Consider the following 19,952-nt stretch of genomic DNA (forward strand, 5'->3'; position numbering starts at 1 on the left):
AAGCAAAGCAGGATGGAAAATGGACAGGGGGAATTGACAAATGCTGAATGAAATGAAGTACGTGTATGAGGTTTACAAAGAAAAGAGTTTTTCCAAAGCGGCGAAGAAGCTTTTTATCAGCCAGCCAGCACTCAGCAACATGGTGCGGAAGGCAGAGAAAGAGATGGGAGCGCCGATTTTTGATCGCAGTACGATTCCGCTGACGGTGACGAAGGAGGGCGCGTATTACATCCGTACCGTTGAAAAGATTCTTTTTCTGGAACGGAATCTGGAACGGTATTTTCAAGATATTGCGGGGCTTCAGGGCGGCACGCTGGCGCTCGGCGGTGCATCTTATTTCTGCTCGTTTGTGTATCCGGATCTGATTGCCCGTTTTCAGACAAAATATCCGCAGGTTACGATTGACCTAACAGAAGGAAATACGCGGGAGCTGAAAGCAGGGTTGGAAAATGAGTCGCTGGATCTGGTGTTGGAGACGGCGATGGAGAAGGACGATACTTCGATCAAACGGTATTTATTCCGGAAGGAAAATCTGATTCTGGCAGTTCCGGAAAGTTTTCCGGTTAACCGGAAGCTGCAGCCATACCGACTGTCCAGGCAGGAGATTCTGTCCAAGTCCTTTTTAAAACCGGAGGTGGAGGCGGTTCCGTTAAAGGAATTTAAGGATGTGCCGTTTATCACGATGAAACCGGGCAATGATATGTATAAACGAGGCGCGAAAATATGCCGCAACAGCGGTTTTACGATGAAAACTGTGATGATGGTGGATCAGGTGCTGACTTCTTTAAATATCGTCTCCAACGGGGTTGGAGCGATGTTTGTGCGTTCTGATATTGTACAGTGGCGTCCGGAGGACCCGAGGCTGGTCTATTATAAGCTGGACGACCCGCTGTCTGAGCGGGAGATCACATTTTCGGTCAAGCGGGGGCGTTATGTGACGGCGGCGATGCGTGAGTTTATGCGTCTGGCAGGCATCCGGTCGGATGATCCGGACACCGATCCGGTTGCCGGGAGGCAAAAGGAGTAACGGCAATTTCCGAAGACAGGGACTGAATGCGGCGTAAATTCCGAAATGCGGTTGCAAAATCAGTTAATCGTGTAAATTTTATATAATTTTACGTCGATTTAGACTTTACCAGCAGTCTAAAGTATGATAGACTATAACAATGAGGGTAAATGAGTTGCCGATTAAAGGCGGAAGAATTTCTATTCTGGAGAATTCGCGGGATGCTATGAGAGACAGGAGCAAAGGTGGATTTTATGAAGGAGACAGAGGGGATTTATTTATCCAAGACGATGAGGAATAGGAGGAATGGCGGGCAGGAACATGGAAATCACAGTTGCGAAGACGGCTGGCTTCTGCTTTGGCGTGAAGCGGGCAGTCGAGAAGGTATATGATCAGATAGCGACGGGGAAGAAGCCGATCTATACCTACGGTCCCATCATCCACAATGAAGAGGTGGTGCGGGATCTGGAAGAGAAGGGCGTACAGGTCATCCATTCGAAGGAGGAACTGGAAGCCCTGAAAGAAGGCGTGGTCGTCATCCGTTCCCACGGCGTAGGCAGGGAGATCTATGAACTCTTGGAACGCCAGGGACTGGAGCTTGTGGACGCGACCTGTCCATTTGTCAAAAAGATCCACAAGATTGTCCGGGAACAGTGCGAAGCCGGACGCCGCGTGATTATCGTGGGAAATGAGCACCACCCGGAGGTCGAGGGTATCAAGGGCTGGGGAAATGAGTATACTCTGGCAGTCGAGTCACTGGAGGAATTTGAAAATCTGGCACTCAGACCGGATGAAAAGCTCTGTATCGTGGCGCAGACGACATTTAACTACAATAAATTTCAAGATTTAGTTGAAAAAATTTCAAAAACGTATTATGATATACTTGTTTTAAATACGATTTGCAATGCAACACAGGAGAGACAGGTTGAGGCGAGGCAGATAGCTTCACAGGTTGATGTTATGATTGTGATTGGAGGCAAGAACAGTTCTAACACACAAAAGTTGTATGAGATTTGCCGCAGGGAATGTAAACACACTTACTACATTCAGACACTGGAAGATTTCAAGCCTGAGATAACAGGTACTGTGCGCAGCGTAGGTATTACAGCCGGGGCATCGACCCCAAATCAAATTATCGAGGAGGTTCATACTAATGTCAGAATTAAGTTTTGAACAAATGTTTGAAGAATCATCATTCAAGAGATTACGTACAGGAGAGGCTGTTACCGGTCAGGTTATCGGTGTCAAGGAAGACGAAATCATTCTCAGCATCGCTGGAAGCAAATCCGAGGCATCATCACAAGAAGCGAATTCACCAATGAGCCGGGCGTAGATCTTAGAACCAAAGTTCAGGTCGGCGACGAACTGGAAGCAAAAGTTCTGAAAGTAAACGACGGAGAGGGCATGGCTGCTTTATCTTACAAGAGACTGGCTGCTGATAAGGGTCTGAAACGTCTGAAAGAAGCTTTCGAGAACAAGGAAGTTCTGAAAGAGAAAGTTACACAGGTTATGGAGAAAGGCCTCGTAGTAGAGGTTGAGGGAACCCGTGTATTCATTCCGGCAAGCATGGTTTCTGATACTTATGATAAAGACTTATCCAAGTACGCAGGTCAGGAGATTGAGTTCGTAGTTACCGAGTTCAATCCGAGCGGAAGAAGAAGCCGTATCATCGGCGACCGCAAGCAGATCCTGCTTGAGAAGAAAGCTGCTATGCAGAAAGAATTATTCGAGAAGATCGCTGTTGGTCAGACCGTAGAAGGTGTTGTTAAGAATGTAACTGATTTCGGTGCATTTATCGACCTTGGCGGCGCTGACGGTCTGCTTCACATCTCTGAGATGTCCTGGGGCAGAGTTGAGAACCCGAAGAAGGTTTTCAAAGTAGGCGATAAAGTAAAAGCTCTGATCAAAGATATCAACGGCGAGAAGATCGCTCTGAGCTTAAAGTTCCCGGAGAGCAATCCGTGGGCAAACGCAGCTGAGAAATATGCTGTAGGCAACGTAGTAGAAGGCAAGGTAGCACGTATGACTGATTTCGGCGCATTCGTTGAGCTGGAGCCAGGTGTAGATGCACTTCTTCACGTATCCCAGATTTCCAGAGAGCATGTTGACAAACCATCCGACGTACTGAGCGTAGGACAGGTTATCACTGCTAAGGTAGTTGATTTCAACGAGGCAGACCGCAAGATCAGCCTGAGCATGAAAGCTCTTGAGAATCAGGAAGTAGAAGAAAACTAATCAAACGGTTGACGCCAGTTTCTCATCGGACAGATAGTGCGTCAGTCGGAGGATGAAAGAATCATCAGGCTGTCACTTCCACAGGAAGAATGTGGAGGTGGCAGCCGTTTTTGCGATGGCGTGGGACATGGTATTCTTGATCGGAATGCAGATGGGTATTTCTGGGATTGGAAGAAAGAGCTGGCTGTTTCTGGTGCTGTAGAAAGCTATTTGGTGATTTTATCTCAGTTGAGAAGACTCCCGCCTCTTCAGGTAGTGAGTAATAGCAAATTTGTCTCAGTGGGAGTTGGGTCTCCAACTGAGATAAACGCTCCGCGAGGATGCGCAGTGATTCTGATAGGAATATGTCAGCTTTGCTGACCAGAATCACGCGCCAAGTCTCACGGATGTTCGACTTGAATAAGATAAAAATGAAAACAGGCAGTATGGCGTATGTGATGGAACATAGGTTGTACGGTCTGTTTTTTGCGTGATGAGGAGCGGGATACGGCGTGGTGAAGGGTTGTGGGAGCAGAAAGATGGATTGGAGTGAGTCATAAGGATATTTGGAAAAATATTGACAAAGAAGGTACACTGATATATAATTTAGATACAATATTATATAACATATAATATTAAACAAGAAAAAATATTATATTTTGAATTAGTGAATCTTAGGAGGGATAAGATGGTTTTTAATACAGGAGCTGCGCTTCTGGATGCGATCGTCCTTTCAGTTGTATCAAAATCTGCAGAAGGAACATATGGGTATAAGATCACGCAGGATGTCCGTCAGGCAATCGAAATATCGGAGTCTACGCTTTATCCGGTGTTGCGGCGGCTTCAGAAGGATGACTGCCTGGAAACATATGACCGGGCGATCGACGGCAGAAACCGACGGTATTACAAAATAACGGAGGCGGGACGGATTCAGCTGAATCTTTACCGGGGTGAGTGGAACGTGTATGCAGGAAAAATTTCAGAGATACTGAAAGAGGGATAAGGAGAGGCAGATCATGAAAAAAGAAGCATTTTTAGAGAGGCTGGAAGCGCTCTTGCAGGATATTCCGGAAGAAGAAAAACGGGATGCGATTGACTATTACCGCGATTATCTGGAGGAAGCGGGACCGGAGAAGGAAGAAGAGGTACTTGCAGAATTTCAGAGTCCGGAGCATATTGCCGAGGTAATCCGGATGGAGCTGCAGAGTGAATGGAGTGGCGGCGAATTTACAGACCGGGGGTACAATGACAGCCGGTTTGAAGAAAAGCGGACGACTTTATCCAGAAGCGGTGGGGCAGAACAGGGAGAACGAGAAAAAGAAGCAGGATTTCAGGCTGGAACCGAGGATGCCCCATTCCGGGAATTTCGGGATGAGGAAACGGGAGAAAATGCGGCATCCAATGAGAATCAAAGAAGCCGTCTGAGCGAGATGCTGCATTGCTTAAAAGAAAAAATAACCGGTTCCAAGATTGGAATGGTTGTGGTAGTTCTGGTAGTGCTTGCAGTTCTTCCATTTATCTTTTCGCTGGTAACGGGGACTGTGGGAAGTGTTTTTGGGCTGGCAGTCGCACTGGCAGCGATATTGGTGGTGCTGGGACTGATGACGGTGCTGGTGTTTGTTGGCGGAATTATGCTGTTTGTTCTGGGTACGGCGAGTCTGTTTGAACATTTTGCGATGGGACTGATGTTCATCGGATTGGGTATCGCGGCAGAGGGCAGCTGTCTGCTTCTGATATGCGGCTGTATCCTGTTTTACGGTGTATTTCTGCCGTGGGCAGTCAAGGGAATCATTCAGCTTTGCCGTCAGGCGGCAGGTTATCTGTCAGCCAGGGCGTAGGAGGATAGGAAAATGAAAAAATGGATGAAAAAAATGGCAATCATTGGCGCTGTCCTCTTTGTGGGTGGAATCGGTGTGACATCGATCGGGGCTGCCATTGGAGGCGCAGCTGCCGGACTGGATTTTCTGATCGATCAGGAAAAAAAATTTCAGGATAAATATAACTGGGGTGATTCGGAGGAGATATGGGATGATACGGAGCAGCTGCCGGATGAGATCGACGAGCCGGATGAGATGGAAGAGCAGCTGCCGGAAGAGATCGACGAGCTGGATGAGATGGAAGAGCAGCTGGACAGAGAAAAACAATGCGAATAGTTTTCCAGAAAATGGACATACTCTGAGTACACAAGGTGGAAAGGAGTATTTTTTATGGATGAAAATAAGGTGGATTTTGAGAAAATGACCCCGGCAGAGCGGCTGAAATATGAGGTGGCGGAAGAAATTGGACTGGCGGACAAGGTACGGCAGTATGGCTGGAGAAGCCTGACTGCCAAGGAGAGCGGGCGGATTGGCGGTCTGATGACGAAGAAAAGGCGGGAGATGAAACAGGATAAGAAAGGCTGATAGATATTTGCTTGAAAACACCAAAAGCCCTTGAAAATAAAGGAAAAATCCAATATTTTCAAGGGCTTTCAAATCTGCCGGCTGCGGGACTTGAACCCGCGAAGAAGCCTTTAATATCAATGCTTTTCAGGCATCGTGTTGCATTTCGTGTTGCATGATTTTACGTTTGCAACTTTTTGGAAATGTTCAAGGATCAGCTGACTCTGCTTTTCTGCCTCCAAATCAATGACATTCCGGTAGACGGATTTCATCACATTGTCAGAGGACCAACCGCCTCTCTGCATAATGTATTGATCCGGAACTCCGATCGCATGCATGATGGACGCGGAGTAATGCCGCAGGTCATGAAAGCGGAAGTGGGGGAGCTGGCAGAGATCCAGAACCCGTTCGAAGTCTCGCGTGAGCTGATCGGGGTTCAGGTTACACAGTGCCCCTTTTTTACCGCGTATATGTTTAAAAAAGAATTCTGGCATTTGTATAGTTCGATAGCTGCCGTAGGTTTTGGGTGACTTGGTTATCCACTCATTGTCCTCGCTACGCACGATGCTTTTGCTGACAGTTATGGTGTTCCCTTTAATATCACGGGAAGTCAAAGCACAGATTTCGCCACGGCGAAGCGGACCAAATGCAGCCAGAAGAATGGCTATTTCCAGATCGGTTCCAGCAGATTCAGCCAGGAGGCGCTGAATATCTGTGTCGTTCGGACAATATAGCTCCGGGTGCTTCCGGGCGGGAAGCTGTACGCGGATAGAAAGGTCGGGGGCAAACATATCGAGAGCCGCTGTCAGAAGCGCATAGGCATTTCGGACGGTCTTAGGGCTAAGCCTTTTCGATAAATCAGATATCCAGATCTGTACAATCTGGCTGTTCAATTCATTAAGGCGTGTGCTGCCGAAATCGCCCTGGAAGTGCGTCCGCAAGAGTCCTGCATAGCCGCGTAGGGTAGACGGGGAAAGGACGGCTGCTTTCATGTCCTTGTATCGCTGGACAGCGACACGAACGGATATATTTTCGGCGCGGTTCCTTTTCTTTGATAATTTCCATTCGTCTGCAAGCATCCGCGCCTCTTTCTTGGTCGGCGCGGTAAAGGACTTATAATGACGTTTACCATCCGGATCTGTGTAATCTAAAGCCAGAACACGAAAGTTCCCGGATGGGAGTGAATTTTTGCGTTTTGCCATAATGATATCATCCTCCTTGGTGGGTATAGGAAATACACCCCTTGCAGGGCACCCGGAAGAATGATATAATTCAAAGTGTTCAAGTTTGATTATATCTTCCGGGAGTGATCCTGTAAGAGAAAATCTATGTAAAGCCGTTCGGTGTTGGTAGCACCGGGCGGTTTTACATTTTATAGAGTATTATTCTCGAAAAAGAGGTCTGGAGCTGCGGAGCATCCTTGGTCGGTCAGATGGTTGTTTTTAACTCCTTTCTGTAATCAGATATTAAAATTAAGAATTCGTAAGTTGTCACACAGCATAATGTGATGTATCATAGTCTTATAAAGAGAGGGGGTCTTATTATGAGATATTGCATTTCAAAATATAGTATTTATATACTTTTGTTTTTTGTTGCATATCTATTACAGCGCCTTGTCTTTATTTCTCTGTTACATATGCCAAGAATTATATTTGCTGGAAAAATATATTTACATGAAGTCTTATTTTTGATTACATCGTTTATCTTTGTAAAGAAAAGCTTCAAGATTGAGCGGCTGGATTAAACGTCCAGCCCTATTTTTTATTTTCTTTTTTCTTTATTTTTAGTTTTTTTCTCGATTCTTCAATTTTGGCCTGAGTTTTTTGAAGTTTAATTTCATTTTCAGTAGCTATTGTTTTAAAATCCCTGATTTTATCAATTAATCCAGGTGAATCGATATCAACATTACCTTTAACAACATTAAATATGTCAAAGGAAAATTTTGCTTTAGCACCATTGATAAATAATGATAATGACGCCAATAAGATAAAGGCACCAGCGCACATGTAATAATTTCCACAGGACCAGGAGAGTTTATAGTAGCCTTAATGGAAAACTCATTTTTTTTAATAGGTACATTATATAATTCTGAATATATATCGGCACTTTCAAAAATAGAGTCGATAAAATTATACAAATCGACAGCAGCAATATTTTGAGTAGTGGTTACATCGAATATTGCATGCATTTCCTTCCCCTGGATATAACAGCTATATAGGGTTCGATTAATAAATCCCGAATAAGGATTGGCATTGACAATAGTACCATAAGAATAAATAATTGGTATGAGCATCGGATCTAATTCACGCCGTTCGAATGGTCTATTCGCGATCCATTTAACATTTCTACGTTTTAAATATGAAATTTCTCCATCAAAAAACATTACATCAATACGTTCCTGCTCAGAAGCTTTGTAGATATATGGTTCGCTGGTTATTTGACCAATAGCAATACGGTCACAGTTTGCGCCAGGAACCAGTACATAATCACCGATTTTCATATCATTTACAAAGCGCATAATTTGTGATGCAGTCGATCCCGGTTTAGAATCGTCAGGATATGATTTAATAATTTCATCTTTTAAATCATTGAGAGAACAGTATTTTATGGAATCAAGATCATTAATTTTATCCCAACCGATAGCAACATATTGACCAAAATAAAAATTTTCAAAATTGTCACCTCCGTTAGTTCTGATAAACCAATAATTTGTAGAAGGATTAATCACTGGAATTTCGCAATTAGTTAACATTTTTAAAGTTTCATCTTTTGAAAACATATAAACTCCCCCTTCGTAAATTTAAATGATTAATTTATGTTAAGTTAATTATATTTTCTCTATCACTGCTAAATATGGCTCAAACATAATCAAATATCCATCCAGCTCCGTATAGCATCCATACTTTTCGCGGTAACACTCCAGCGCCTCTTTCAGAAAATCCTCTGACACTTCCAGGCACTCTGCCAGTTCGTGTAGGTTGCGGCAGCGCTTCCGGTAGCCTTGGATGATGCCAGAGAGTCCGATGCGCTTATTGTAAGCCCACAGACGCGCCATGCGTTCCTGCTTTCGGTTTTCTACAGAATCTAAGTCAATGATCTGTCCGGCGGTGGTATGATGATGCCCCAGCTCCTCGGCCAGGACACAGGACTTCTCCACCGTTGTCATGCCCTGTCGGATGGCAATAGCTCTGTCACAGTACAGGCCTCTGATACGCTCACTGGTAAATGGATAATCATAAACCTCAACTCCATCTCTGCAGGCCTCTTCCAGTAAAGATTCATACGAGTTCATAAAATCCCCCCAGTACTAAATTATTCCAGCATAAAATACTGGCACCGATTCAGGTAGTACTTCTGTTCAAGCTGAAAGAGTGAAATTAGTTTTGCCACGGTTCCAGATTCACGGTATTCTTTTAAAGCTTCGAGGTATTCCGGCCGGTGTGTATCTTCAATAATCAGCGGAGAAATACCGTGACGCAGGCATTCCCGGAAAATGATAATGCGTCCGGTGCGTCCGTTTCCATCCTGAAATGGGTGGATGCTTTCATAGCGTGCATGAAACTTCGCCAGAATTTCCAGTGTGACGGTCTGAGAGTTATACCAGACAAGAAGTTCACTCATTGCTTCCGGCACTTTGCTGGGGAGCACGGTTTCATACATGCCGACGATATTAGGACGCTTCTTGTAATCTCCAATTGCGTAACCGTTGGCGCGATCTTCAAAGACGCCGCTTTTCAGTTCATAGTGGAATTGTTTGATTAGTTCCTGGCTTAGAGGTTGTTTGATGGTTTCCAGCATTTTATTAAATGCCAGGAAGTGACCGTTCATTTCCTCAACGTCCTTCGCACGATAATAATCATCGGATTTTGGAAGTGTGCCAGTATCGAAGAGGGAAGCGGTCTGTTCTTCTGTCAGGGTGCTGCCCTCGATTTTATTTGAGTTATATGCCATCAGTCGCTGGGTAAAACCGTAAACTCCGGAACGGTCGCGGCGCTTCCATTCAATCAGAAAGCGTTCCAGCAGGAACTGGATAAATTCAGCAGTAGTCATATATCTTTCCTTCCTGAAATGATTATTTCCTTTTATTTCGAACAAATTCAGCAAACTGGCGAATCTCGGCCAGCTCATCCTCTGTGTATTCTTCCCCTTCAAAATGGGCGGCTAAAGTGGTGGGTTGGTCATTAACTGCATCATCAGCTAAATAATCTAAAGTGCAATTAAAATAGTTGCAAAGTTTCTTTAATGTTGAAAGTTTTGCATTTTCTGATCCCTTTTTATAAAAGCCATCTATCGTTGTATAAGGAACACCAGATTCCCTAGCTAAGTCCGCTTTACTTATATTTCGTTCTTTCATTAAAATATCTAATTTATCTGTTAATCCCATATTGTGAGTACCTCCTCGTAATTTCATAATACTACGGAAGATATATTTTGTAAATAAAAAATTACCCTATAAAGTAAAAAAATTACTTTTTGGGGTTGACAAATACGATGCAGGGTAATATAGTTGTATTGTGATTACGATACAGGGTAATAAAGGAGGCGAAAACATTGTTTAATAACTTGAATGCGGAGATGGCAAGAAAGAAAATTTCTATCAAAGCATTAGCAGAAATTACGGGTATCAATTACGAGAGTCTAAAAAACAAAATGTCTGGTGCGACAGAATTCAAGAGAAACGAAATGATTCAGATTAAAAAAGAATTTCCAGAATGCTCTCTGGATTACCTGTTCGCAACAGAGGATGAGAAGGAGGTGTAAGAAAAGTGAATAGACCAAACGGTGTAAAAGAGGCCAAAGTGATTCAGGTAATTGAAACCAAGTCTGTAAGAGGACTTGGAACAGAAAAAGACCCAGCACGGGTTGTTACTCAGTACTGGGACTTAGATGGAAAGTTTCTGGCAGAGATGGATATGGAATTGTGTGCTCCATTGGTGGAACTTGAGGCCAAAGCAATAAAAGAGTCTACTTTGGAGTGTTAAGCAATTGCTCAGCTTTCAAATATGAGAGTTCTGAATTGATGAAGGAAACGGTTGCAGATATAAAAATTTTCAAATGCTCCAAATTATAGTCTTCATGTTTACGAACATAATGAGTTTCATCATTTCCGATCCAAGCAGATGCAGTTGCAAGTGTTTTTATTCGAGGGTTGTCGATGTAGGTGTTTATACACGGTGATAGAGCCATGTTTTTGATTTTTTCTTCATCATCAGGGTGAAATAAGATTCCATAATCTTTGATAAGAAATTCAAGAGCCTTTCGGTAACCTAATCCACATATTTCTGATAAGCCCATATTTTCAGCCTTTTCAGCTTGATGGTATATCTTAATGAAATTAGGTGAAAGTTTGGCGATATCTTCAGAAAATCCTTTTTCTATATCGGGATGAGGATACACAGCATCTGTGTAAGCAGTATATGTTTCTGGAGAATAAAGATCATTTGATACACGATATTCGATAAAAAAACATTTGCCGCAATTAGGGCAAAAGTATAGGGAATATGCATAGATATTATACTCATAGAAACCGTCAAGGCAACTATAATATGTAACTCGAGGTGCGTCAGCATATGCGATTCCACATCTGGGACAGCTATGTGGTGTTTCAACGTTAATATTAATGTTTTTCATTTGCGAATTTACACTAAAAGCATTAATGGTTGTTTTCATTGAATTCCTTCTTTCCTAATACTCAGCTTTGCAGGAGCTTGTATAGAGAGTATAGCACTAAATAGATTGGAAGAGCAATATGGTTTTCACGAATGCGTGAATACGGTTTTTCAGATGAAATCGACTCAGAGGTTATCGTCAAAAATGAGTGCATTTGAGTTTTGAGCATGGAAGATGGTCGCTGCAGGTGAGTCTTACAAAAGATTTTCAAATGCAGCAACCAGATGATATTAAAGAGGAGAAAGGAGAAGAAACAGGATGTTAGAAACAGTAATCAGAGCTATTCTAACGGAAAAAGTATTGACCTTAGCCGTGATAAACGTAGGTGCAATAGCACTGGCACTTAAAGAGCACTATTTTTGTGCGTGGGTAGTATGGGGACTGGCAGCTTTAATTTGCGTAGCAATGTAACATATTCCCTAAATATAGCCCTACATAAAGTGTTAAAAGCTTCATCAAGATTTTGCGAAGTTTGCTCGACAGGGAACATAGGGTTTCCATCCTGAGCTTCGAGCATATTGAGGTAAGCTAAATAGTATTTAGAATACATGGACTGAGATTCTGGTTCCATCAAATGGAGGTTGTCACTCATAAGATCCAGAATACAAGACCAGGTTTCGAAATTCAGTTCGCTTAGTCTCAGTTCAGACAGGAAACCGCGGCAATAAATTTTATAAAAAGGGATATAAAATTTATCTAATTGTTCACGAATGGTTTTGAGCTTTGATACATGACTATCTTTGATAGCCGTAAGATAAATCGTAATAAATGCACCTAAAGAGGTAATGACATTTCCAATAATTGTATATATAACAAGTTCCTCCTTTCCGTATACTCGGCGCTGCAACGCCTGTAAATACAGTATAGCACTGGGGAGACAGAGAAGACAATGATTACCTGTTTGCAACAGAGGACGAGAGGGGGTGAGAGAGATGCGTTTTATTGAGAACGAGATTCTGGAACGTATTGGCTTTGATTTTTATTGCGACATTGCAAATAACATTGTTAAAGCCAGAGCAGAAATGGGATGAACCCAGAAGAAGCTGGCAGAGCAGTCAGGAATCAAACCCCATCGGCTGGTGGGAATTGAAAACGTAAAGATCCGGATCGATTTGGATGATTTGGAAAAGCTGTCAAAGGTCTTAAACAGATCAGTGGACTGGCTTCTGGATGCGGAGTTGGAGGGTGGCGGAAAAGAATGCCTTTATGTGGTTTGGTCGGACTCTAGTCCGGGTCTTAAACTTTACCAGAGAGCTACCAGTAAGCGGATGGCGTTCATGATATATGACAAAAAAATCAAGGAGTGCCATGTTGCATACACCAGTGGGCGAGAAAGGCATTTTGTACAGCTTGTAGGGGTTCCAGTATCAACGGCAGAAATTCAGAAGAATTTCAAAAAGCGTGTGACGGATGATTTACCGATAGAACCAGATTGATTCGGGATGCTAATGCTCAGATGAGTTTGTAGGGGCGTATTCCGATGCAGAAGGGGAGGTGAGAGGGATGAAAAGAACTGCATTTAAGAAAAAGCCATCATGGAGCTATTGCACGGCGGATTGGATAAACGAAATTAAGATTCGAACCAGTTGGACAAATGAAAAACTTGCTGGTGAGCTGGGAGTATCGCTGTCAACGCTCCATAATATTAAATCTGCGCCGTGGAAGGTGTCTGGGGCGTATGTGCTGCGGCTTCTGGAGATTCGCAATAATGTGATTGCAAAATATGAAAATGAAAGAAAAGTCGTGTAAGACCTGCCGGAGTTGCTGGCGGTGTATGGAATCCGATCGGGAATACCCGTGCAAAGATTATAAGAAGAAAGCGAGGAAGCGTAATGAGAAGAGAACTGAAATGCATGGAACTGAGAAGTCAGAACCAGCGGATCATTGAGGTGCTGGGCGAGGAACTGAGTAGAGCACAGGCAGATCTGCAGTTTGCTTGGCGATTAGCCTTTACCGGTCTGGCGATTGCAGCGGTGGCGACCGGGGCGATGGTGGCGATTGCACAGGCGGCGGGGATGTTCTAAATGAGAGAAAGAGAAATGGAGTTTTGCCCGTTCAGAACTGTGATGGAGACATTTCCAGCCGTACTTGTTGGACAAGGGGACGTTACACGGACGAGATTTGAATTATGCTTAAAAGAAAAATGCCCAGCGTTCCGTGTGATGAGGGGGTTCGAGAGCTGTTTGAGGCTGGAGAAGCAGTAAAGGCTGTTTCTGGCAGCAGGGGAAGGAGGACAGGAGTATGTCGAAGAGAGCCGAAGAAATCCTCAGAGGTATGCCACGGGAAGATCTGAGAGTCAGAGAAGATTACCGTGATGATGGATTACGCGTCAAGCTTGCGACGCATTACCTTATAGGTTATCTGGGGAATGAAACACCGGAAAACAACAGAGCTGTTTACAGCGGAAAGGAGATTGCGGAATTGCTGGAAAGCGTCTGCAATGGCATTGAATAAGAAAGATGAGCAGGAGAACCAACGGAACCAACCGCGCCGGGGCGATGGTAAACGCCAGTCGGTACACCGGTTATGGGAAACCAAAGAAAAAGACCGCCAGCTTGGCAGAGCTGAACGGTCACATTAATAAAAATATTAACAGCTTGATTATATCAAGAGATACAGGAGGATGCAATGGTAAAAGCAACGTTTAAAGGTAAAAGGGAGCCGATGGAGCTGGAGGGGGACATGATCCTTGGTACCACGATCCAGTATGATGCAATCAGAGATTCAGGGGCGTTTATCATCGGTGATGTTAAATTTTCAATTCTTCCGGGAGCCCTGGCAAGAATGGCGGCGGCGCTTCTGAAAGCGTATTTTTCGGGAGAAGAGCTGGAGAAAGCGTATGCAGATTTCCATATGGCATTTCACACAGCTACGGAAGCAGCATGGGAGGAGGATTCCGATGAAGAAGAGACTGGCAAAGAAAATTGAGAAGATGCGCCGGAAGAAGATTCATGAGGCGCTGGAGATGGTGTTGGAGATCAATACCACACAGGTAAGAAGTCAGGAGCTTACTGGACGCAAGCCTACGGCGTTCTTTGCGTTTAATGGACACATTAATGGTTGCTTGGATATTCGTGTATATCCCGATGGGTGGTACCCTGGTTGCTATAAATATTGGACATTCAGTACCAATTATATTGGTTGTAGTACGGATAGACTTTTAGAAGAGCTTGCAAACAAGAAAAAGGAGTTACAGGATACTGGAAAGATGTGACTGCTGCGGCGCTGTTGGAGGAAGACAGAAGAATGTATAAAGGAATGATGTTTACGCCAGAAGCCGGAAAGACAGTGAACGATGCAGAGGCGTTCGAATACGCGAAGAATCATCTGGATGAACTGCCGCAGGAAGATAAAGAACTCTTTGTTGAGTTCTTCTTCTCTGGCAACTGGATTAAGGAGGAAGATCATGCTGAAACCATATAGTGAACTCAGAAAAGTGGACATATCTCGATATTGCATGGAACGAGAAGGAATTAAATATTTAAATTGGGCGAAGTGCATTGACATTCTGCGCGAATACGGAGCAGAAGAGGTTTATTTTGAACCAATTCCAAACCGCAAAACAGGCGGAAGCCTTTATTATACTGATCTTGAATTTGAAGATAAGAGCGGAATTAGAAATCGTTGCTACGAAACTCGCATCAGAGTTGTAATTGATGGCAAGGAATACATCATGCAGTCACCGGTCATGAACGGAAGCAATCCTGTAAAGGACAACAGCATGAATCAACAGCGTGTCTGGAATAGCATGACGCGTTCGTTTGTGAAGTGTGTGGCAATTCATACTGGACTTGGTTTTGATTTGTGGCTCAAAGAGGAACAGAAGCCATTTGACAATGTTATTCCCGGGGACGAGCCTTTAGCAAGCAAAGCGCAGATACAGACCCTTAAGAATTTAGGTAAAAAGCATAAGGTAGATATGGAGTATTGGCTTGCATCTAATAATCGTGCATGGGATAGTCTTACAGGAAATGAAGCAGGAACCATGCTGAATGCTTTGAAGGCAAAGTACGGAGATGATTAAATGTGGAGAGCAAAGGAACTTTAAAAGATGTGTCGATGGACTGGAAAACCGGTCGGATGCGGCTGACGTTTGAGCTGGAATCGGATGTATCGTCGTTGATTGACAAGATTAAGGACAAGCCCCTGCGGATCATTGCAAAGCAATGGCGGGAGAAGCGGAGCCTGGATGCGAATGCATATTACTGGGTGCTTCTCTCACGGCTGGCGGAGGCGGCAGACATTTCTAAGCCACGGGCACACAATCTGATGCTTCGCCGGTACGGTCAGAATCTCATGATTGCCGGTCAGATGGCGTATTTGGTTGTGCCGGACACGACCGAAGCGGAAGAGACGGCGCTGGAGGCGGAAACCTTCCACATCCGTCCAACTTCGCAGGTTAAGCAGGGCAAGGATGGGAAGGCATACCGCACATATACCGTGCTTGCCGGATCCAGTACCTACGATACAAAGGAAATGAGTGAGTTGATAAACGGGCTGGTAGCGGAATGCGAGGAGCAGGGGATTGAAACTCTGCCGCCGGAGGAGTTGGCTCGGATGATGGCAGAGTATGAAGAAAACCACAGGAAGAAAGAAACTGTACAGCGTACTGACGGATGATTTAAAACATTGTATCATTACCGGCAGCCAGGAGGTGGCAATCCATCATGTATTTAATGGAGCCAACCGGAGCAGATCGGAGGCATATGGCTTTATCGTTCCGCTCCGCCCGGACTGGCATAACATGACGCCGTACAGTGTCCATATGAACCAAGAGTTCGATGAGAGTCTGAAACGTCAGGCACAGGAGTATTATGAGGTCCACATCGGCAGCAGACAGCAGTTTATTGCCGAGTTTGGCAAGAGTTATTTATAACGGTACAACAGCCGCAGGGCTAGTACATAGTAACCCGTAGACAGCATCCTGGCACGCCTTACCGTGTTATATATTACCGAACCTTTACAGGATGCCATTGGTTTACCGGGAGGGAGACCGACCCTCCCGCTCCGGAAGGAGGAAGCAAGTTGGCAAAGAAATTAACGGAAATGGAAATCTTTACCAGTGCTTTATATAACGCGCTGGGAGTGGGACATAAGAATGCACAGACCCGCAGAGAACTTTGCAAGCGCCTCGGATGCAGCGATCGGATGCTCCGCAAGGGAATAGAGATTTTGCGGCTTGATTACGCGATTCTGAGCCGTGACGATGGCAAGGGCTATTACCTGCCGGAGACAACGGATGCGGGGCGGGCAGATGCCAAGCGCTGGTCTAAGCGGCAAGATCGCCGCGTGCAGGCAATCCGCGCAGCACAGGCGGGAGCACTTAAATTTGCGACGGGATGGAAAGAGCCGAAAGGCATATATGGACAAATTAGCATGTTCAGGGATGGAGGACAGCGGGATGGGGAAGGCACAGAGGGAAAAAGGAAAGCGCGGCGAGCGTGAACTTGCTGGCATCCTGCGGGACTATGGATATAATTGCCGCCGGGGTCAGCAGTATTGCGGGACTTCCGGCGATGCGGACGTGATTGGGCTGCCGGATGTACATATCGAAGTAAAACGAGTGGAAGACCTGAGACTTCGGAAAGCGCTGCAGCAGTCCTCAAGGGACGCCAGGGCGGGCGAGATTCCGGTGGTAATGCACCGGCGCAACCGTGAGCCGTGGCGGGTGTCCATGTACCTGCAGAACTTCCAACGGATGTATTCGGACGACATTTTCGACGAACTGAAAGCACGGATCCGCGGTGGAATCATTACTCTGCTGTTGGATACATGGATCTGCTATTACCGGGACTGGCAGGTGGGAAAGGAGATGGGCTTGGATGAGTGATAAGAAGTCTTTTGTCATGTATGAGAGCTGGGGCACTGCCATCGAAAAGATGAGCAACGAGCAGGCGGGCGAACTCATCAAGCGATCTATGCCTACCAGAAAGACCCGGATGCCGCTCCGAAAGACCCTGCATTGGCGTTCGTGTTTGAACTTATCAAGCAGCAGCTGGACGCAGACAGTCAGCGCTACAAAGAAGCATGTGCCGCCAGATCGGAAGCAGGGAAGAAAGGCGGAAGACCAAAAGCAAATGCTTCTGATAAAAAGCAAATGGTTTCTGAGGAAAGCAAAAAAAGCAAATGCTTTTCTGAAAAAGCAAAAAAAGCTGATAATGATAATGAGTATGATAATGATTTAAAAGAAAACACCCTAGAGGGTGTAAAAGAAAAGCGCTTCGCGCCTCCCACACTCCAAGAAGTAAAAGATTACTGCCTGAAAATGGGATACACGCACGTGGATGCAGAGCGTTTTATTGACTACTACACCAGTAACGGCTGGATGGTCGGCAAGAATCGCATGAAGGACTGGAAAGCAGCGGTTAGAAATTGGGACAGGAGAGAAAAGAATCCGCAGAGGCAGGATGGGGCCGCCGAAGTCGCCAAGAAGAACCGCTTTCACAACCTGGAAGAACATGGCTACGACTACGATGCGATGGTGTGGGGCATGGTGGGCGCAGCGGCGCAGGGCGAGGCTGGAAGCGCTGTGGAACCCGGTACGGGATGAAAGGATGATGAACAATGCAATCAGTGATTCGCTATCCAGGCAGTAAGGCGCGCTTGGCGGACTGGATCATCGGTCACTTCCCGGCTCATCGCAGCTATTTAGAGCCATTTTTAGGTTCTGGAGCGGTTCTCTTCCGGAAAACGCGGAGCCCGATTGAAACGATCAACGATCTGGATGGAGATGTAATCAACCTGTTTGAATGCATCCGGAAAGATCCGGAACGTCTCGCATGGATGATTTACTACACCCCATATGCGCGTATGCTGTACGAAGAAGAGGGCAAATTCACGGAAGCCTATGACCGGGCTGTAAGACTGTGTATAAGAGCCAATCAAGGATATGGATTCCGAACGGTCGGATCTCCGCCTGGTTGGAAGCGGGATGTTTGTGGCAGAGAAAAAGCGTATACGGCGCGTGATTGGAGCCGACTTCCGGATGTGATCATACAAGCGGCGGAACGACTGCGGGGAGTGCAGATAGAGTGTATGGATGCGGTTAAGCTGATCGAGCAATATAATCACAAAAACGTGCTGATTTACTGCGATCCGCCGTACATCCTTGGCAGCAGGACAGGCAAGCAGTACAAGCATGAGATGAGCGATACGGACCACGAGAACCTTCTGAGGGCGCTTTTGCAACACCAGGGACCGGCGATAATAAGCGGATATGATAATGAGCTGTATTCGGATATGCTGCAGAACTGGCACAGGGAAGAAAAGATAGAATATTGCCGTGCAAACAAGCAGCGGACGGAATGCCTCTGGATGAATTTTGAGCTGGAGGGGCAGATGAGGATGTTTTAGGCAGGGGTGAGAAAGGAGTAACGAACGATGATGAGCATGGAGGAACGCCGGGTAGCCATCAAGAAGCAGCTTCGGGGCGGCAAGAGAAATACTTCGGGAGCTTTCGGAAGCGATTGGCGAGGAACGGGAGAGAACCAGAGCTGCGGTAAAGAAAATGTGTGCTCTGGGCGAACTGATTCAGGAGGGCGATGGTGTGCGCGGTCAGAAAGCGGTCTACCTGCTGACGCGTGTAGGCGAGGAGGAAAACGACGAGGAACTGGACAAGCCAGATGATCGCCGGATGGTAGACGGCATCTGGGCGGATGAGCTGGAAAAGACCAGAAACCGGGTGCAGGTCGGGGATTCGCTCAAAGTGATGCTGCTTGCCGATGCGCGTACCAAAGGCGAGGTGCGAACCGTGCGCCGGACGGTTCGGGTAATCAGTAAGCACCGGTATCTGGTGCGGACATCCGACGGAAGCAGCAGTACATACGCGGAATTGGCGATGTATTACCGCGGGAAGATTCTGGATCGGCGGTAGAAATGTCGGTGTAGGCGGAAAGGAGAAGGAGAACTGCATGAGAACGCGTTATAAGACTTATGCGGATTATGGAATGTTGAAAAGCGATGAGGAGAAGACCCGGGAGCGCTGTATGAAAGCGTCTGCAGAGGAACGGCTTATTATTCTTCAATGCGCGATCTCTGCAGCTCCAGGGCTGGAAATAGCAATATATGATTCGATTACCAGTGGCTCCGGATATCGGACACTCCTGCGGATGGGGCGGCAGATACCGGCGGGCGAGGACGATTTCTACGCGTATCGCCGTAAAACGTTGGCAGAGATAAGCAGATATATGAGGCTGCTGGGGAGGTGGAAGGAATGATGGAGATAAAGATAACACCAAGAAAACCAGATGAAGTTGGTGGCTATCTCATGATGCCGCTAGTGGCAAACGTGCCAAATGGGCGCAAAGGCTGGAAGATAGTTAAGTGCCCGGAATGCGGGGCGGCGTGCTGGTATAGACCGGAGCAGGAGAAGGCAAGGGCGATAGCAGTATGCACGATGTGCGCCCTGAAACATGGATTTGGGAGGTAATAGAATGCGGTTGATAGCAAATAACGACGGAACGTGGAGTGCTCATGATGAGACTTATGATATCATTATCCGCTGCGGCACAAAAGAGGAAAATGAGCGGGTTATGGAGCTTCTGAAAAACGAGCCGATCTCCAAAAAAGACGTTTTGGAAATCATCAAAGAAACCGGAGGATGTGATTCGTCGGACAATTTCTCGAAAGGCTGGGATATGGCTTGCGATGCGATCACGAAGAAGGTATCGGAAAGGTTATAG

The 19,952-nt window shown here is 45.7% G+C and carries 35 protein-coding genes and 1 pseudogene; 30 read left to right on the plus strand and 6 right to left on the minus strand.

What is annotated here, in order from left to right; translation table 11 throughout:
• Positions 1-40 precede the first annotated feature (40 nt).
• From DW085_RS02705 to DW085_RS02740, 8 genes and pseudogenes are all read left to right on the plus strand, one after another.
• Positions 41-1,027: a LysR family transcriptional regulator gene (locus tag DW085_RS02705; protein ID WP_118491219.1), complete on the plus strand. Its 987-nt coding sequence runs from the start codon at positions 41-43 to the stop codon at positions 1,025-1,027.
• A 300-nt stretch (positions 1,028-1,327) separates the two neighbouring features.
• A complete protein-coding gene (ispH, locus tag DW085_RS02710) occupies positions 1,328-2,179 on the plus strand; it encodes a 4-hydroxy-3-methylbut-2-enyl diphosphate reductase (protein ID WP_106999741.1) in 852 nt (283 codons plus the stop codon).
• A pseudogene (gene rpsA / locus DW085_RS02715) lies at positions 2,160-3,241 on the plus strand (30S ribosomal protein S1). The gene ispH and the pseudogene rpsA overlap by 20 nt, the downstream one beginning before the upstream one ends.
• 52 nt (positions 3,242-3,293) lie before the next feature.
• The gene (locus DW085_RS19010; protein ID WP_182430747.1) at positions 3,294-3,443 is read left to right on the plus strand and encodes a hypothetical protein; all 150 of its coding nucleotides are present in this window, start codon (positions 3,294-3,296) and stop codon (positions 3,441-3,443) included.
• Between the two features lie 465 nt (positions 3,444-3,908).
• Entirely contained in the window at positions 3,909-4,223 is a 315-nt protein-coding gene (locus tag DW085_RS02725; protein WP_022360428.1) for a PadR family transcriptional regulator, read from the plus strand.
• Positions 4,224-4,236: 13 nt separating this feature from the next.
• Positions 4,237-5,058, plus strand: a complete 822-nt coding sequence (locus DW085_RS02730; protein WP_118491221.1) for a DUF1700 domain-containing protein — start codon at positions 4,237-4,239, stop codon at positions 5,056-5,058.
• A 12-nt stretch (positions 5,059-5,070) separates the two neighbouring features.
• A complete protein-coding gene (locus tag DW085_RS02735) occupies positions 5,071-5,373 on the plus strand; it encodes a hypothetical protein (protein ID WP_118491223.1) in 303 nt (100 codons plus the stop codon).
• Positions 5,374-5,427: 54 nt separating this feature from the next.
• Complete coding sequence (locus tag DW085_RS02740; protein WP_106999744.1) at positions 5,428-5,622, plus strand: small, acid-soluble spore protein, alpha/beta type; 195 nt, start codon at positions 5,428-5,430, stop codon at positions 5,620-5,622.
• A gap of 116 nt (positions 5,623-5,738) precedes the next feature.
• Here DW085_RS02740 and DW085_RS02745 read toward each other — a convergent pair whose 3' ends face one another.
• The 5 genes from DW085_RS02745 to DW085_RS02770 form a co-directional block, all read right to left on the minus strand.
• Positions 5,739-6,803 carry a site-specific integrase gene (locus DW085_RS02745; RefSeq protein ID WP_118491225.1) on the minus strand — a complete coding sequence of 355 codons (1,065 nt, stop codon included), beginning with the start codon at positions 6,801-6,803 and terminating at the stop codon, positions 5,739-5,741.
• Positions 6,804-7,480: 677 nt separating this feature from the next.
• Positions 7,481-8,380, minus strand: a complete 900-nt coding sequence (locus DW085_RS02755; protein WP_118491229.1) for a hypothetical protein — start codon at positions 8,378-8,380, stop codon at positions 7,481-7,483.
• 48 nt (positions 8,381-8,428) lie between these two features.
• On the minus strand, positions 8,429-8,893 hold the full coding sequence (locus tag DW085_RS02760) for an ImmA/IrrE family metallo-endopeptidase (protein ID WP_118491231.1): 465 nt from the start codon (positions 8,891-8,893) through the stop codon (positions 8,429-8,431).
• A gap of 20 nt (positions 8,894-8,913) precedes the next feature.
• On the minus strand, positions 8,914-9,651 hold the full coding sequence (locus DW085_RS02765) for a Fic family protein (protein ID WP_118491233.1): 738 nt from the start codon (positions 9,649-9,651) through the stop codon (positions 8,914-8,916).
• Between the two features lie 22 nt (positions 9,652-9,673).
• Positions 9,674-9,985, minus strand: coding sequence for a helix-turn-helix transcriptional regulator (locus DW085_RS02770; protein WP_182430749.1), 312 nt, complete (start codon positions 9,983-9,985; stop codon positions 9,674-9,676).
• Positions 9,986-10,152: 167 nt separating this feature from the next.
• Between DW085_RS02770 and DW085_RS02775 the strand changes: the two genes are divergently transcribed.
• Together DW085_RS02775 and DW085_RS02780 are read left to right on the plus strand one after the other, a co-directional pair.
• Entirely contained in the window at positions 10,153-10,362 is a 210-nt protein-coding gene (locus DW085_RS02775) for a hypothetical protein (protein ID WP_118491236.1), read from the plus strand.
• Positions 10,363-10,367: 5 nt separating this feature from the next.
• Complete coding sequence (locus DW085_RS02780) at positions 10,368-10,583, plus strand: hypothetical protein (RefSeq protein ID WP_207663887.1); 216 nt, start codon at positions 10,368-10,370, stop codon at positions 10,581-10,583.
• Here the strand turns inward: DW085_RS02780 and DW085_RS02785 are convergent.
• A complete protein-coding gene (locus tag DW085_RS02785) occupies positions 10,567-11,271 on the minus strand; it encodes a DUF4145 domain-containing protein (protein ID WP_118491238.1) in 705 nt (234 codons plus the stop codon). The genes DW085_RS02780 and DW085_RS02785 overlap by 17 nt on opposite strands.
• A gap of 258 nt (positions 11,272-11,529) precedes the next feature.
• Between DW085_RS02785 and DW085_RS19015 the strand changes: the two genes are divergently transcribed.
• The 20 genes from DW085_RS19015 to DW085_RS02875 all read left to right on the plus strand — a co-directional run bounded on the left by DW085_RS19015 (position 11,530) and on the right by DW085_RS02875 (position 19,952).
• On the plus strand, positions 11,530-11,682 hold the full coding sequence (locus tag DW085_RS19015; RefSeq protein WP_182430751.1) for a hypothetical protein: 153 nt from the start codon (positions 11,530-11,532) through the stop codon (positions 11,680-11,682).
• A gap of 632 nt (positions 11,683-12,314) precedes the next feature.
• Complete coding sequence (locus DW085_RS02790) at positions 12,315-12,707, plus strand: helix-turn-helix transcriptional regulator (protein WP_118491240.1); 393 nt, start codon at positions 12,315-12,317, stop codon at positions 12,705-12,707.
• Between the two features lie 67 nt (positions 12,708-12,774).
• Positions 12,775-13,020 (plus strand): hypothetical protein, encoded by a 246-nt coding sequence (locus DW085_RS02795; RefSeq protein ID WP_118491242.1) that lies wholly within the window; start codon positions 12,775-12,777, stop codon positions 13,018-13,020.
• 83 nt (positions 13,021-13,103) lie between these two features.
• Entirely contained in the window at positions 13,104-13,295 is a 192-nt protein-coding gene (locus DW085_RS19020) for a hypothetical protein (protein WP_118523740.1), read from the plus strand.
• A 217-nt stretch (positions 13,296-13,512) separates the two neighbouring features.
• Positions 13,513-13,725, plus strand: coding sequence for a hypothetical protein (locus tag DW085_RS02805; protein WP_118491245.1), 213 nt, complete (start codon positions 13,513-13,515; stop codon positions 13,723-13,725).
• Positions 13,712-13,852, plus strand: a complete 141-nt coding sequence (locus DW085_RS19025; protein WP_182430753.1) for a hypothetical protein — start codon at positions 13,712-13,714, stop codon at positions 13,850-13,852. Before DW085_RS02805 ends, DW085_RS19025 begins: the two co-directional genes overlap by 14 nt.
• Before the next feature lie 47 nt (positions 13,853-13,899).
• A complete protein-coding gene (locus DW085_RS02810) occupies positions 13,900-14,199 on the plus strand; it encodes a hypothetical protein (protein WP_118491247.1) in 300 nt (99 codons plus the stop codon).
• Positions 14,171-14,485, plus strand: coding sequence for a hypothetical protein (locus DW085_RS02815; RefSeq protein ID WP_118491249.1), 315 nt, complete (start codon positions 14,171-14,173; stop codon positions 14,483-14,485). The genes DW085_RS02810 and DW085_RS02815 overlap by 29 nt, the downstream gene beginning before the upstream one ends.
• 32 nt (positions 14,486-14,517) lie before the next feature.
• Complete coding sequence (locus tag DW085_RS19030) at positions 14,518-14,694, plus strand: hypothetical protein (protein ID WP_182430754.1); 177 nt, start codon at positions 14,518-14,520, stop codon at positions 14,692-14,694.
• Positions 14,678-15,295, plus strand: a complete 618-nt coding sequence (locus DW085_RS02825) for a DUF1071 domain-containing protein (protein WP_118491254.1) — start codon at positions 14,678-14,680, stop codon at positions 15,293-15,295. Before DW085_RS19030 ends, DW085_RS02825 begins: the two co-directional genes overlap by 17 nt.
• Positions 15,296-15,297: 2 nt before the next feature.
• Positions 15,298-15,891: a hypothetical protein gene (locus DW085_RS02830; RefSeq protein WP_118491256.1), complete on the plus strand. Its 594-nt coding sequence runs from the start codon at positions 15,298-15,300 to the stop codon at positions 15,889-15,891.
• Positions 15,842-16,147, plus strand: coding sequence for a phosphoenolpyruvate carboxykinase (locus DW085_RS02835; RefSeq protein WP_118491258.1), 306 nt, complete (start codon positions 15,842-15,844; stop codon positions 16,145-16,147). Before DW085_RS02830 ends, DW085_RS02835 begins: the two co-directional genes overlap by 50 nt.
• 149 nt (positions 16,148-16,296) lie before the next feature.
• Positions 16,297-16,716, plus strand: a complete 420-nt coding sequence (locus DW085_RS02840) for a hypothetical protein (RefSeq protein ID WP_243033899.1) — start codon at positions 16,297-16,299, stop codon at positions 16,714-16,716.
• On the plus strand, positions 16,673-17,101 hold the full coding sequence (locus DW085_RS02845; RefSeq protein ID WP_118491261.1) for a hypothetical protein: 429 nt from the start codon (positions 16,673-16,675) through the stop codon (positions 17,099-17,101). Before DW085_RS02840 ends, DW085_RS02845 begins: the two co-directional genes overlap by 44 nt.
• 27 nt (positions 17,102-17,128) lie before the next feature.
• Positions 17,129-17,821 (plus strand): DUF6291 domain-containing protein, encoded by a 693-nt coding sequence (locus DW085_RS02850; RefSeq protein WP_284525708.1) that lies wholly within the window; start codon positions 17,129-17,131, stop codon positions 17,819-17,821.
• Between the two features lie 14 nt (positions 17,822-17,835).
• A complete protein-coding gene (locus tag DW085_RS02855) occupies positions 17,836-18,624 on the plus strand; it encodes a DNA adenine methylase (protein WP_118491265.1) in 789 nt (262 codons plus the stop codon).
• A 193-nt stretch (positions 18,625-18,817) separates the two neighbouring features.
• On the plus strand, positions 18,818-19,144 hold the full coding sequence (locus tag DW085_RS02860) for a hypothetical protein (protein WP_147353921.1): 327 nt from the start codon (positions 18,818-18,820) through the stop codon (positions 19,142-19,144).
• Between the two features lie 37 nt (positions 19,145-19,181).
• Complete coding sequence (locus DW085_RS02865; protein ID WP_118491269.1) at positions 19,182-19,487, plus strand: hypothetical protein; 306 nt, start codon at positions 19,182-19,184, stop codon at positions 19,485-19,487.
• Positions 19,484-19,699, plus strand: a complete 216-nt coding sequence (locus tag DW085_RS02870) for an alanine racemase (RefSeq protein WP_243033900.1) — start codon at positions 19,484-19,486, stop codon at positions 19,697-19,699. Before DW085_RS02865 ends, DW085_RS02870 begins: the two co-directional genes overlap by 4 nt.
• Before the next feature lie 4 nt (positions 19,700-19,703).
• The gene (locus DW085_RS02875) at positions 19,704-19,952 is read left to right on the plus strand and encodes a hypothetical protein (protein WP_118491271.1); all 249 of its coding nucleotides are present in this window, start codon (positions 19,704-19,706) and stop codon (positions 19,950-19,952) included.

Source organism: Clostridium sp. AF50-3, from assembly GCF_003477445.1.
GTDB lineage: Bacteria > Bacillota > Clostridia > Lachnospirales > Lachnospiraceae > Otoolea > Otoolea fessa.